This window comes from Psychrobacter sp. NPDC078631 (genome assembly GCF_050268165.1).
Lineage (GTDB): Bacteria > Pseudomonadota > Gammaproteobacteria > Pseudomonadales > Moraxellaceae > Psychrobacter.
The window spans coordinates 46,032-59,603 of sequence record NZ_JBNNGG010000003.1 but is presented as its reverse complement, the minus strand read 5'-3'; the positions used below and the strand labels follow the sequence as shown (position 1 = coordinate 59,603).

Genomic DNA, 13,572 nt, shown 5'->3' with positions numbered 1-13,572 from the left:
TATTCTCTTATCATCCTTTAACTCTCAAAAAAATGCATCATTCTAAATGAGACTAATATCCGTGAGCGTAGTCACAAAGCTGTGCAAAAGGTTTTTGATAAAATGATCACTAACAAATGGCTAATTATCATTAAATGGCCTATATACATAGTGCTACAAGATACTGATGACTTGATGAAAAGGTATTTTGAAAAACTTGAGGTTTTGGAGCGTGTTATAAGAGACTATCTTTTAAGTTTATTATGAGCATATAAAGTAATCGAGTAAAGTCTAACAGATATAACTATTCTTAAAAGCTGTTATAAGTGGTTCCATTATAGCGGTCTGTTTTAGATGGTCTGTTAATAGGTTTTAAGAGTGAAATAACTGGTTTCGTTGGGGTATACTCTAAACATCGCCAAATACTTGACGCCATTCATCGCAACGAGCCTCATCTCTTGCATCATAAATACTCATAGCAGATTCTAGATCTAAATCGAAGGCATCCTTATTATCTTCTGCTAATGCTGTTAGTCGCATGTAATACCAAGCAGTGACGCCGCCTGGAGGGTTAGTATCGAATCTTGGAAACTTTGAGTCACCACATTCAATATTTAACCAGTCATTGGCTAGATTTGGATTTAATGCCATACCACGACCTATACTGACCATATCGACCGCGCCACTCGCAATAGCATCAATAGCTTGCTGACGCGTTTTAAAACCGCCTGTCGCCATAATAGAAATAGTGGTTATCTGTTTTGCACGTTGTGCAAAACTAACGAAGTAAGGCCCACTACCAGAGCTGCTGTCTGAGCTTGCAGGCGCTCCTGGAAAATAAGTGCCACCGCTGATATCAATCAGATCGATAGAAGTCTGATCAATGATACCAATCATTCCCATAGCATCCTCTTCTGTTAGGCCACCTTCTAATTGATCGGTTGAGTTTATCTTAATACCAATGGGGAATGCATCGCCTACCATCTCTCTAACGGCTTCTATCACCTCATATACGACACGGAATCTTCCTTCTATGGATCCATCGTATCCATCGGTGCGGCGATTGAACAACGGAGATAAAAACTGACTTAGAAGAAACCCATGTCCTGCATGTATTTGAACACCACCAAAACCTGCATTTTTAGCAATCATGGCTGCGTTTGCATACATAGCTGGTAATGCCTCGATATCTTCTATGCTCATCCCCTCGCATTTTAACTCTGCAATATCTAAGGTAGAAGGGCCTTTAGGTTGACTGATAGGCAAGTATGAGCGTTTCAAAGAGAGCTATCTGCAAGCCTCATTTTCAAATAATTAATAAAGCTCTTTACTACCATTGATTGATTTTTCCTCGATGGGTATAGGAGGTTTATAGAAATTGATGGATCACTTTCCCAGTCGTCTAAAACGATTTTCAGCTGCCCATTTAAAACACTATTTCTAATATGCCAGTCGGATAGTAATGCAATCCCATGACCTGACTCAGCCATACCCAAAACGCTATCTCCCAAAGTTGATGAGAAAATAGGAGTCAACTTTATCGTTGTTCGCTCACCTCCCTTTATGAAATGCCAATTACTTTCTTGACCAACAGTTAATATTTTATGTCGCCTCAGATCTACCGGTGATTTTGGTGTACCGTGTCGGATTAAGTAGTCTGGTGAGGCACATAAAAGTCTTTTTGAATCTAGAAGTTTTTGGCCTACTAATGATGAGTCTCTAGATGGCCCATGTCTAATCGCTAAATCAATACCTTGCTCAGTTAAATCAACAAGGCTATCTGAAGATATAATTTCAATATTTATCTGCGGATACTTTTCTAAAAACCCACTGATTACTGACAATAAGAAACTTTGTGTGAATGAGGCCGACGCCGTTATTTTTATTTTTCCTTTTAATGTATTTGTTGGGTCTAGGTCATGTTCAATCTCTTCTGTCATGCTTAAAAGTTTTTGAGTATGGTTGTATAGCTTTTCTCCAGTGTGTGTTGGGCTGAGAGTTCTAGTTGTTCTGTAAAACAGCTTAGAACTTAGTCTATTTTCTAATGCTATTAATCTTTTACTTACAGCCGCGGAAGTTAAACTGTGAGCATCAGCTGCCTTACGTATAGATTTTAATTCAAAAATCGTACTAAAAATCTTTAGCTCTTCGATAGAATTAATCACATTATCAACCTTTTGGAACGAATCATTCAACTACTTATATGTTTTTAAGCTCTAATTATATTGATACTATCACTTTCGTCAATAACAAAGAGGAAAATATTATGAAGGCAATAGCTATTAATGGTCATGGTGACGTTGATGTTTTACATGAAATCGAAGTTGATGCGCCAAAACCAAAGCGTGGTCATGTCGTAATTGATGTAAAAGCGACAAGTGTGAATCCTGTTGATACGAAAATTCGTCAAGGCAGTGAAGGCACTGCTGGTATGACTTATCCAGCAATTCTTCACATGGATGTATCGGGCGTAATCAGTGAAGTAGGTGAAGGTGTAACTAACTTCAAAGTTGGTGATGAAGTGTATGGTTGTGTCGGTGGTATTGTTGGCATTCCAGGTACTCTAGCTGATAAGGTTGAAGCTGACGCTGTATTATTAGCACACAAACCTAAAACGCTTAGCTTTGGTGAAGCGGCTAGCTTGCCTTTAGTAGCAATTACCGCTTGGGAAGCAATTATTGGTCGAGCTGAAATCCAGCCGAGCGATAAAGTTTTAGTTCATGGTGGTACAGGTGGTGTAGGCCACATCGGTCTACAGCTTGCGAAAGCGCTAGGTGCACATGTTACAACGACTGTTGTAGATGAAGAACGCGCAGAAATTGCAAAACAATTGGGTGCAGATGAAACGGTTCTATTTCCTAAAGAAGAACCAAAGGAATATGTTGAACGACTGACCAATGGTCAAGGCTTCGATACGGTATTTGATACAGTGGGTGGGCCCGTTCTACAAAACTCACTAATCGCGGCCAAACTGAAGGGGCATGTTATCTCTACAATTGGTTATGCTGATTATAATTTAACTGAAATGCACTTTAAGGCTCTTAGATTAGATCTAGTATTTATGGCGATTTCAATTATCCATAACATGGATAGAGAAACTCATGGTGACATCCTACGCCGACTTGCTGGGCTTGTAGATAAAGGCCAAGTTAAACCTTTGATTGATAGTGTTTTCCCTTTCACTTTGGATGGAGTTAAAGCTGCTCACTCTCGTCTAGAGTCAGGATTAGCTACAGGCAAAATCGTCATTGAGCGTTAATTCTCTCTTCTTGAACTAAAGGCTGTGTAAGCAGCCTTATACACCAAAATAAAGGTTAAAAATGAACAATGAAGTTATGATTGTTGTGGATATCCTATGTGAAACACAGCATTACAACACCGTTTTAAACGCCATTTATAAGTGCGCAAGTGAAAGTGTGCTTGAAGATGGGTGCGAGCGTTATGATGTTTATCCTGATATTAACGATTCGCAAAAAATCACATTGGTTGAGAAATGGAAAAGCTTGGGTGAATTAGATAAACATAAGCGCCTACCACATTATGACGAGTTACAGAGCGTACTAAGTGACAAGGTATTATCTGTAAAAATTGAAACTGCACGCTTAGTATAATGTTTGTTGAGTAGTAATTGCTTATTCTCCAGTTAGTGGATTATAAGCAGTTACGCAAAGTTTGGGAAACTCCCAGGTTGACCCATAGCCAATGTCTCAAGTCCTCACTAGGGAACCGAACCTTTAGCAGCCGTATTTTGGCCTTTTTCACTGACTATTTTAGATAAGTTTAGGCTTTAGCACTATCTGTCCAAGAGAACTCTTCTAAGATACGCATCCATTGATCGTCTAATCCAGCTGTTAGTACTAGTGGCTCACCAGTGACGGGGTGGCTGAGTGCCAAAGTCTGAGCATGCAGCAACATACGCGTGCAATCATAGTGAGTACGAAAAAATCGTGTATGACGTATATCGCCGTGACTGGTATCACCCACGATGTGATGGAATACATGTCTCATGTGCCGACGCAGCTGATGTTTGCGTCCAGTTTCAGGCGTTAAGCGTACCAGACTATAGCGGCTAGTGGCATGCTTTTTTGATACTGCAAATGGCAGCTCAATTTGTGCCAAACTCTGCCAGTGAGTCACTGCTTCTTGAGCAGGTTTATCTAAGTTGGCAAATTTATCGGCAATGGCGTCAGGCTTAAAGCTCAACGCGTAATCAACAGTACCTTGCTCAGACATAAACCCGCGCACCACAGCCAAATATTGCTTGGTCACTTTGCGTTCAGTAAACGCTTCGGTAAGGCTACGTGCCATGGCTGAACTCTTGGCAAACAACAATACACCTGATGTAGGTTTGTCTAACCTATGCACTGGAAACACATGGCAGCCTACCGCATCACGAGTAAGCTGCATGGCAAAGCGTGTCTCACCTTTGTCCAGCCAACTGCGATGCACCAACAGACCAGCTTCTTTATTAATCGCTACTATATACTCATCTTCATAGATAATTTCTATTTGATCAGCAGTATTGCTTTCGATATCCATGTTTTCATTGCTCATATTTTAGATGCATCAATTATATATCCTTTTTATTGTACCTGTAGTGGCACAATAAATTTAGAGCCAGACTTTGAGTACGGTATCTTGGTTTCAGAAGGAGAGGTAGCGTCCGAAGGCGAGGTTTGTCGGCAAGATCAGTTATTCCGTTTTCATGATAGCGATGTCGCCAATAATAAAAGTATTAAGTTGGCTGCTAAAAAGGGCACACGTATCATGTTCATCGGCGGCGAACCGCTTAATAACCAAGTGCTAATGTAGTGGAACTTCGTTGCTGATAACAAAGCTGAGATTAAGCAGTCTATTATTGATTGGAATAATGGCCATGAGCGTTTCGGTAATGTTGACTCTGATGTGAAACGTTTGCCTGCACCTGAATTACCTAGGGGTTTTAAAGGCTGATGACAACTTATCTCGCCTCTCACTATTTGACCTCAACTCGTAGAAAACTGCTTAAGTAAAATACTGCTTAAATAAAATAAGGGTAGTTTGACGTAAGGATTAGAAAGGGATAGGTCGACCAAACATCAAATCCTGATTCACACATAATTACCACGATGTTAAAGCATATGCGAATCAGGACAATGTTTGAGGCATACTCCAGTTGGCTTACAATCAAAACACCAATGCTTATGTTCTATAAAGGACTTTTACGACATGCCAGCCAAATTTGGTCTTTACTAAATGCGGGGTAAATAGTTCGCCAGTAAAGCAAACCTTATCGAATGGCCCTACCATATCACCTTTGCCAAACTCACCTAAGCTGCCACCTTTTTTGCCTGATGGGCAAATTGAGTATCGTTTGGCCAGTACATCAAACTTAGCGCCTTTTTTAAGCTTGGCAATAATGTCCTCAGCTTGTTCTTTATGTTTTACTAAAATGTGCAATGCGCTAGCGGTACGAGCCATAATGTAACCCTTTTATAAAATATCGATTATCGGGACATTATATCACTACTTATCTTGGTTGCTAACCTCACTTGTAGGTGCTGCTTTCTTACAAGTCATCCTTATACAATCGTGACTATAGGGGTTAAATAAAAGAAGTTTTAGTCATGTAGTGTTTTATCTAAACTACAGCCCTTAAATGGCGGACATAAAAAAAGCCTCAATCTTCGGATTGGGGCTTTCCTAATTGAGAAACTGTACTTTACTCATATCAAATCACGGAATCAAACTATCTACCAGAAGTTGAATGCTAGTGTTTAATGCCTCATTAGCGAACTTCTTATTTCTCAAGCTATGATTACACACCGCTTCAGTTTGCGTAGAAAAGTCAGAATAGTGCTGAGTCACCGCCCAAATATGAAAAATCAAATGGATAGCAGACACGGACTTAATCTTGTTATCTGCAATCCAGCCATCAATCACTGCCACCTTTTCACGAACCAAAGATTTCAAAGGGCCTTTTAATACAGCCATCAAATGAGGTGCCCCTTGTATAATCTCTAACGCATACAGTCTCGATGCTGCCGGTGATTTTTTTGAGATTTTATATTTTTCTTCAATATAGGTCTTAAGGGCAACCCTTGGATCTTGGTTGACGTTAATCTCACTCAAAGGCGATAACCACTTACTCAGCACCTTTTCTAAAACAGCAACATACAGAACTTCTTTACTTTGAAAGTAATAAAATATATTCGATTTAGATATATCAGCCTCTTCGGCAATTTGCTCCATGCGCGCGCCATTCAATCCCTCTTGGGAAAATACGATCAATGCAGCATTAATGATATGTTCTTTCTTTTTTAATATCTTTGCACTCGTCTCTGTCTCTTCTTTTAGTGCGTATTCTTTCACTATATTTTCCCTCATCGTAAAGCCATATGAACCTAGTTTTAAATGATAGTTGATTCAATTTAAAAAAGGGTCGAAGTAACCAAATGCAGATGCTATTGGTTGATCAAAATAGGTATGCCAACTACTCCAAAAGCGAGCAATACCATATCGGTTTGCAGGTTCACCGACTATAGCAACCTGCTGTTGACCAGTCTTTTCTGCTGCTTATTCCACCTTATCTTCATCCAAACCACTATCAAAACGTACTTATAAACAATTTATACATTTGTGCACTATTTTATAACACTTTGCACCAACTTATAACACCTCGCACTATTTCTCTGCATATTTTTAGACCATATGGTTTAATAATTTTTGTATGAAAATTATATAAGTAATTGATAAATAAGGATTAATTAATTTGGCATAAATTATGCTATATAAAAAACATGAAATAATCTTTATTTCTTTTATCGCTCTTTTCTTCCTCAAACGTATAGGTGAAATCATGGAAATAGGTATTTTTTGTCCGATTGGTAATAACGGCTGGTTAATCTCGAAAAACGCGCCGCAGTATAAGCCAACATTTGAGCTAAATAAACAAATTGTGCAACGTGCTGAGCACTATGGCTTCGATTTTGCACTTTCGATGATCAAGCTGCGCGGTTTTGGCGGAGAAACTGAGTTTTGGGATTACAACCTCGAGAGCTTTACTTTGATGGCAGGGTTGGCTGCGGTCACGTCTAAGATAAAAATCTATGCCACATCGGCGACGTTAGTCATGCCGCCAGCAATCGTAGCGAGAATGGCATCAACGCTTGATAGCATCTCAAACGGGCGTTTTGGATTGAATGTCGTGACTGGCTGGCAAGAAGCAGAATATGGACAGATGGGAATGTGGCCAGGCGATGATTATTTTGGCAAGCGCTATGACTACCTATCTGAATATGTACAAATTCTAAGAGATCTTTGGGCGACAGGCCAATCTGATTTGAAGGGTGAGTTCTTTCAGATGAATGACTGTCAAGTGAAGCCCATTCCAAAAGCGGATATGAAGATTATCTGTGCGGGTCAATCAGATACGGGCTTGGCGTTTTCTGCAAAATACGCTGATTACAACTTTGTCTTCGGTAAAGGTTTAAACACGCCAACTGCCTATGCCGGCATTAATGACCGCTTAAAGGTACATACGGATCAGACGGGCCGCAATGTTCCAACCTATGTTCTCTTTATGGTCATCGCAGATGAGACCGATGAAAAAGCCCAAGCAAAGTGGCAATCATACAATGATGGCGCGGATTTTGAAGCCATTGATTGGCTGCAGTCACAAGGTGGTAAGGACAAAACCTCAGGCAAAGATACCAACGTTCGCCATATGGCATCAAGCGTTTCGCCAGTCAATATCAACATGGGTACGCTGGTCGGCTCTTTTGAAAACGTCGCCAGTATGTTGGACGAAGTCGCTGAAGTACAAGGTACGGATGGTGTTCTATTGACCTTTGATGATTTCGTGCAAGGCGTGGAAGATTTTGGTAGCAGAATTCAACCCTTGATGAAGAGCCGCATCAATGTTGATACACCAGTGGCCAGCCAAGCTGTCAGCGAAGCCTAATAAAAGGAGTAGATATGAATTCGGTTAATACAATTTGTGCAGACTTTACCAAGGAATCCTCTCCTGTTTTAGAGTCGTTGCCTGAACCTATTAAGTTAGATCCATCCCAGACGGCGCTGATCGTAGTGGACATGCAAAACGCGTATGCCAGCCAAGGTGGTTATCTAGATTTGGCTGGGTTCGATGTCACAGCGACCAAACCTGTCATCGATAAGATAAAGCAAGCCGTGGATATTGCGCATCAAGCTGGCATACAAGTCATCTACTTTAGAAATGGCTGGGACAACAAGTATGTCGAAGCGGGTGGTAGTGGATCGCCCAATTATCACAAATCAAATGCCCTAAAAACCATGCGTAAGAATCCTGAAATTGAGGGAACGCTATTGGCAAAAGGGGGCTGGGATTATGAGTTGATCGACGAGCTTAGCCCTGCGCCTCAAGACATCGTTATAGATAAACCTCGATATAGCGGCTTTGCTAACACCAACTTCGATAGCGTATTGCGGTCACGGGGCATACGTAATCTATTGCTCACAGGTATCGCGACCAACGTCTGTGTTGAATCTACGCTTCGAGATGGGTTTTTCCTTGAGTATTTTGGGGTGTTGTTAGATGACGCTTGCTATCAAGCAGGGCCAGTAGAGGCTCATGACGCCACACTATATAACGTAAAAACCTTTTTTGGTTGGGTGTCTGATGTTGCCAGCATGCAGCAGTGTTTTTCGAATAGCTAACGTTTTACTTAGCCAGTTTTTAGCAACCTAAACCACGATTTTCATACTTAATCCAACCGCAATAGGAATGTAGATATGTCTAAACAAGTGATTATCCCTGAAGGTACCAGCAAACCATTAGCCCCTTATGTACCAGCGACTAAGGCCGACAACATCGTTTATGTCTCGGGCACCTTGCCTTTCGATGAAAACAACGATGTCGTACATGTGGGTGATGCCGCTGCTCAAACTCGCCACGTGTTAACAACGATTCAAAACGTTATTCAAACTGCTGGCGGCGATATGGATGATGTGACATTTAACTCAATCTTTGTAAAAGACTGGGCAGATTATGACGCGGTCAATCAAGTCTATGCAGAATTTTTTCCCAATGAAAAGCCAGCAAGATTTTGTATCCAATGTGGGTTGGTTAAACCAGATGCTTTGGTCGAAATCGCGTCCATAGCGCACATTGGATAAAAACCTGTTTAAAAATAACTGCAATTAGTGAATTTAAAGTTACCTGACATCGAACCCACTAGCATTGGACTGTAGTAGGGCGCTTTAGTTGACTACATATGTGGCGGAATATTGTTTAAAAGGAAATGACAGATGAATACAGTAATTAAAGAAAGCCAAGTAACGCAATCCTCATTAATGAAACATAAGTCTAAAGAATCATTCACCTCTACGGCAGGAAACTTAACCGACATGCAGCAGTCTTTTAGAGATGCGATGAGCAAGTTGGCGGCTGCCGTGAACATTATTACCACTGAGGGTCCAGCAGGGCGCGCAGGATTTACAGCCTCAGCGGTATGCAGTGTCACTGACGAACCGCCAACCCTATTAGTGTGTTTAAACCGAAGCGCTTCTGTATACAAATTTTTTAAAGAAAATATGGTGCTATGCGTCAACACACTTGGTCTTGAACATAAAGATTTGAGCGGTGTGTTCGGTGGTAAAAAGGCGCTGGAAGAAAGATTTGAGCAAGGCAATTGGTCCACGCTGTCAACCGGATCGCCTGTGTTAGAGGATGCCAGTATCTCTTTTGATTGCAAAATCAAACTCATCAGCTCGGTGGGGACCCACGATATTCTTATTTGTGAAGTATTGGATATCAAACACAAGCCTGATTGTGAAAGTCTCATCTATTTCAATCGAGACTACCATCAATTAAGTAAGTGCAAAAACTAAGTATCACACCTCTACTTTTTTTAAGGATATTCAAAATGGATAAATGGTTTGTGAAATGGCGTCCCTACACCGGGAACCTAGAAACGACACCGGTAGGTATCAATGAATACTTACCAATGGGTAAAAGTGTGGTATTAGGCGCACAGCACTCATTTGCAATGTTCGGTGCGACAATCTTAGCTCCCTTACTGATGGGCTTTGATCCTAGCTTAACCATGCTGATTACTGGTATAGGTACGATACTTTTCTTTCTGATTACTGGGGGTCACGTACCCAGCTATTTGGGCTCTAGTTTTGCATTCATCGGAGCAGTTGCAGCAGTAACAGGGTATAGCGGCACGGGTATCAATCCGAATATTGGTATTGCCCTGGGAGGTACCGTTGTCTGCGGGGTTTTATATGCATTGATGGGTCTGCTGGTGATGAAAACAGGGACAGAGTGGATTGAAAATTTGATGCCACCTGTGGTCACTGGGTCCATTGTGATGATTATCGGGTTGAACTTAGCGCCGGTCACCATACAAAGCGTCATCGGCAGTAGCTTTGACTCTTGGATGGCGTTGGTCACCGTATTATGTATCTGTTCAGTTGCCGTATTTACCAAAGGTATGGTCAGACGCCTGTTACTGTTAATCGGATTGGTCGCTGCATATTTTATTTATTTCCTATTAACGAACGTCTTGGGCATGGGCACGCCTATCGATTTTAGTCCAATTGCAAATGCTGCTTGGTTCGGTATTCCAACCCTTTATTCTCCTGTCTTTGAGACCAGTGCCATATTAGTGATTGCACCCGTCTTTATCATCTTGATCGCTGAAAACCTTGGGCATTTCAAAGCGGTAGAAGCGATGACTGGCAAAAGTATCTCACCTTATATGGGTAGAGCGTTCTTCGCTGACGGCCTGTGTACTACGCTTTCAGCCTCGGTAGGCGGCACTGGTATGACGACCTATGCAGAAAACATCGGCGTGATGGCCGCGACAAAAATCTACTCTACCGTCGTCTTTGTCATAGCAGGTGTTTTCGCAATCTTATTGGGTTTATCTCCTAAGTTTGGAACTTTAGTCAGCACCATCCCAGTGCCTATTTTGACCGGTGCTTCAATCGTTGTCTTTGGTTTAATCACGATTGCTGGTGCGCGTATCTGGATGAATGCAAAAATTGATTTTAGTAAGAATGGCAATATGTTGGTAGCTGCCGTCCCAGTAATCTTAGGTACTGGCAACTATTCACTAAACATTGCAGGCTTTGATTTAGGCGGTATCGGTACCGCTACTTTTTTAGCCATTCTTATGAATCTCGTTTTCAATTTTAAAAACAAACAAAAAGAGGTGAGCGTGACCACTGAGAGAGAAATCGCTACATCAGAGCCGCTCTTAAAACTCAATCCATAAATTTAAATCTCTATTTGATATTACCTTAAGGAACCGTGTCATGAATACAGAACCACGCAGCGTACAGCAATTGATCAATGGCGAATTTACCGAATCAACTACCACAGAGTGGATTGATATCACCAATCCAGCCACTCAAGAAGTTATCGCCAAGGTACCACAGTCAACACCTGCGGAAATCGAGCAAGCTATCAAAACGGCATCTGAGGCTTTTCAGAGTTGGCGTGTCACACCAATCAGCAAACGGGCCCGTGTTTTCCTAAAGTATCAACAACTGATACGTGAAAATATGGATGAGCTGGCAGCGCTACTGACTGAAGAACAAGGTAAGACACTAGCAGATGCTAGAGGTGATGTATTTAGAGGCCTTGAGGTCGTAGAACACGCCTCAGGTATCGGCAACTTGCAACAAGGTGGCTACATCGAAAACGTCGCCAGTAGTGTTGATATGTATACCGTTCAGCAGCCAATAGGCGTCTGTGCAGGTATTACTCCCTTTAACTTTCCTGCCATGATACCGCTATGGATGTTTCCAATGGCCATCGCCACAGGCAACACGTTCATCTTAAAACCCTCTGAACAAAACCCAATCGTTACCATGAGATTGGTCGAGCTAGCGCTTGAGGCAGGTATACCAAAAGGGGTATTAAATGTGGTTCATGGTGGTAAAGATACAGTGGATGCGCTGTGCGATCACCCTGATATAAAAGCGATATCTTTTGTTGGTTCAACGGCAGTGGGCAAGCATGTTTATGATCGTGCGGGTCAGGCTGGCAAACGTGTGCAATGTATGATGGGTGCGAAAAACCATGCCGTTATCATGCCTGACGCCAATAAAGAACAAAGTCTGAATCAGTTAGCAGGAGCGGCATTTGGTGCAGCAGGGCAGCGATGCATGGCACTGTCTGTCGTGGTATTGGTTGGGGAGTCTAAACAGTGGGTTGATGAAATTGTAGAAAAATCAGCACAGCTAGTAGTGTCTGCTGGCAAGGATGATAAAGATTTAGGTCCGCTAATCTCTAAGCAAGCCAAAGCCCGTGTTGAGCGCTTAATCCAAGCGGGAGTCGATGAAGGCGCAACCCTCAGACTAGATGGCCGTGGTTGTCAGGTAGCAGGTTACGAAGAAGGTAACTTTGTTGGCCCAACCATCTTAGATCACGTAACAGCTGATATGAGCTGCTATACCGAAGAGATCTTTGGTCCTGTCTTATGCATTATGTATGCCGACACGCTTGAGGAAGCCATTGAGATTATCAATACCAATCCAAATGGTAATGGCACTGCCATTTTTACCCAGTCTGGCGCCCATGCACATAAATTCCAACAAGATATCGATGTTGGACAAGTCGGTATCAATTTACCAATTCCAGTACCGCTACCGATGTTTTCGTTTACAGGGTCTAGAGCCAGTAAGCTCGGTGACCTAGGTCCTTATGGTAAGCAAGCGGTGCAGTTTTATACGCAGACTAAAACGGTGATCTCACGTTGGTTTGATGAGGACGCTAGTGAAGGCGTAAATACCACTATCTCTATGAAGTAGGTATACGGCCTAGCAAACGTAGGACGTTATGTAGAGCGCGTGATTAATTGACCACAGGCTCTACATAACAACATACAAAAGCAAATATAAATGCAAATGGTGGATTTTATGAATATCAATACAATACCAGAAATCATTGAAGATATTAAAGCAGGCAAGATGGTCATAATCATGGATGATGAAGATCGGGAAAATGAAGGTGACCTGATCATGGCAGCCACTTTAGCCAAGCCTGATGATATCAATTTTATGATTACCCATGCCAGAGGTTTGGTTTGTTTGACCTTGACCTCCGAGCGTTGCAAAAAATTAAAACTACCTCTCATGTGCAAAGACAACCAAGCACCTTATAGTACAAATTTCACCGTTTCAATTGATGCAGCGGAAGGGGTAAGTACCGGAATCTCAACGGCAGACAGAGCTCATACCATTAGAACTGCCGTGTCTCAAGACGTTACCTTTGATGACATCGTAACCCCAGGTCATATTTTTCCATTAGTGGCTAAAGAAGGCGGTGTTTTAGAGCGGGCAGGGCATACGGAGGCAGGTTGTGATCTAACGAGACTGGCTGGTTTAGAGCCTGCTGCGGTTATTGTAGAGATTATCAACCAAGATGGTGAAATGGCTCGTAGAAATGATCTGATGAAATTCGCCGATACTCATAATCTAAAGGTCGGCACCATAGATGCGTTAATCAAATATATTAAGTCTCAAGAGGCCGTTGAAAGTATAGATAAAGTCGAAAATTTCGAAGAAACCGTAGCGTACGAATATGATGAAAGCGATGAACGTACCGTTGAATTGATTTAG

At 41.8% G+C, this 13,572-nt stretch carries 14 protein-coding genes and 1 pseudogene; 10 read left to right on the top strand and 5 right to left on the bottom strand.

Features of this window, described 5'->3' with window-relative positions:
- Positions 1-387: 387 nt before the first annotated feature.
- Both ACQKCP_RS09035 and ACQKCP_RS09030 read right to left on the bottom strand, forming a co-directional pair.
- A complete protein-coding gene (locus ACQKCP_RS09035; RefSeq protein WP_427612087.1) occupies positions 388-1,260 on the bottom strand; it encodes a hypothetical protein in 873 nt (290 codons plus the stop codon).
- Positions 1,257-2,144 carry a LysR substrate-binding domain-containing protein gene (locus ACQKCP_RS09030; RefSeq protein WP_427612086.1) on the bottom strand — a complete coding sequence of 296 codons (888 nt, stop codon included), beginning with the start codon at positions 2,142-2,144 and terminating at the stop codon, positions 1,257-1,259. Before ACQKCP_RS09030 ends, ACQKCP_RS09035 begins: the two co-directional genes overlap by 4 nt.
- 101 nt (positions 2,145-2,245) lie before the next feature.
- Here ACQKCP_RS09030 and ACQKCP_RS09025 point away from each other — a divergent pair, with 101 nt between their 5' ends.
- Positions 2,246-3,238, top strand: coding sequence for a zinc-binding dehydrogenase (locus tag ACQKCP_RS09025; protein ID WP_427612085.1), 993 nt, complete (start codon positions 2,246-2,248; stop codon positions 3,236-3,238).
- A 61-nt stretch (positions 3,239-3,299) separates the two neighbouring features.
- On the top strand, positions 3,300-3,590 hold the full coding sequence (locus ACQKCP_RS09020) for a putative quinol monooxygenase (protein ID WP_427612084.1): 291 nt from the start codon (positions 3,300-3,302) through the stop codon (positions 3,588-3,590).
- A gap of 169 nt (positions 3,591-3,759) precedes the next feature.
- Here the strand turns inward: ACQKCP_RS09020 and truC are convergent, their stop codons facing one another.
- Positions 3,760-4,533: a tRNA pseudouridine(65) synthase TruC gene (truC, locus tag ACQKCP_RS09015; RefSeq protein ID WP_427612083.1), complete on the bottom strand. Its 774-nt coding sequence runs from the start codon at positions 4,531-4,533 to the stop codon at positions 3,760-3,762.
- Here truC and ACQKCP_RS09010 point away from each other — a divergent pair.
- Positions 4,423-4,791, top strand: coding sequence for a pirin-like C-terminal cupin domain-containing protein (locus ACQKCP_RS09010; protein WP_427612082.1), 369 nt, complete (start codon positions 4,423-4,425; stop codon positions 4,789-4,791). The two genes, truC and ACQKCP_RS09010, sit on opposite strands and share 111 nt — an antisense overlap.
- 369 nt (positions 4,792-5,160) lie before the next feature.
- Here ACQKCP_RS09010 and ACQKCP_RS09005 read toward each other — a convergent pair whose 3' ends face one another.
- Together ACQKCP_RS09005 and ACQKCP_RS09000 are read right to left on the bottom strand one after the other, a co-directional pair.
- Positions 5,161-5,439, bottom strand: a complete 279-nt coding sequence (locus ACQKCP_RS09005) for a peptidylprolyl isomerase (protein WP_427612081.1) — start codon at positions 5,437-5,439, stop codon at positions 5,161-5,163.
- Positions 5,440-5,694: 255 nt separating this feature from the next.
- Positions 5,695-6,330, bottom strand: a complete 636-nt coding sequence (locus ACQKCP_RS09000; protein WP_427612080.1) for a TetR family transcriptional regulator C-terminal domain-containing protein — start codon at positions 6,328-6,330, stop codon at positions 5,695-5,697.
- Between the two features lie 487 nt (positions 6,331-6,817).
- Here ACQKCP_RS09000 and rutA point away from each other — a divergent pair, with 487 nt between their 5' ends.
- The 7 genes and pseudogenes from rutA to ribB form a co-directional block, all read left to right on the top strand.
- Positions 6,818-7,921, top strand: a complete 1,104-nt coding sequence (gene rutA, locus ACQKCP_RS08995) for a pyrimidine utilization protein A (RefSeq protein WP_427612079.1) — start codon at positions 6,818-6,820, stop codon at positions 7,919-7,921.
- Positions 7,922-7,935: 14 nt separating this feature from the next.
- Positions 7,936-8,655: a pyrimidine utilization protein B gene (gene rutB / locus ACQKCP_RS08990; RefSeq protein ID WP_427612078.1), complete on the top strand. Its 720-nt coding sequence runs from the start codon at positions 7,936-7,938 to the stop codon at positions 8,653-8,655.
- A 75-nt stretch (positions 8,656-8,730) separates the two neighbouring features.
- Complete coding sequence (gene rutC, locus ACQKCP_RS08985) at positions 8,731-9,114, top strand: pyrimidine utilization protein C (RefSeq protein ID WP_057761062.1); 384 nt, start codon at positions 8,731-8,733, stop codon at positions 9,112-9,114.
- A 132-nt stretch (positions 9,115-9,246) separates the two neighbouring features.
- The gene (gene rutF, locus ACQKCP_RS08980) at positions 9,247-9,828 is read left to right on the top strand and encodes an NADH-dependent FMN reductase RutF (RefSeq protein WP_191114002.1); all 582 of its coding nucleotides are present in this window, start codon (positions 9,247-9,249) and stop codon (positions 9,826-9,828) included.
- Between the two features lie 35 nt (positions 9,829-9,863).
- Positions 9,864-11,222, top strand: a complete 1,359-nt coding sequence (locus tag ACQKCP_RS08975) for a solute carrier family 23 protein (RefSeq protein ID WP_397477335.1) — start codon at positions 9,864-9,866, stop codon at positions 11,220-11,222.
- Between the two features lie 40 nt (positions 11,223-11,262).
- Positions 11,263-12,762 carry a CoA-acylating methylmalonate-semialdehyde dehydrogenase gene (locus tag ACQKCP_RS08970; protein WP_427612077.1) on the top strand — a complete coding sequence of 500 codons (1,500 nt, stop codon included), beginning with the start codon at positions 11,263-11,265 and terminating at the stop codon, positions 12,760-12,762.
- A gap of 108 nt (positions 12,763-12,870) precedes the next feature.
- Positions 12,871-13,542, top strand: a pseudogene (ribB, locus tag ACQKCP_RS08965) (3,4-dihydroxy-2-butanone-4-phosphate synthase); the annotation flags it as partial.
- Positions 13,543-13,572: the final 30 nt, after the last annotated feature.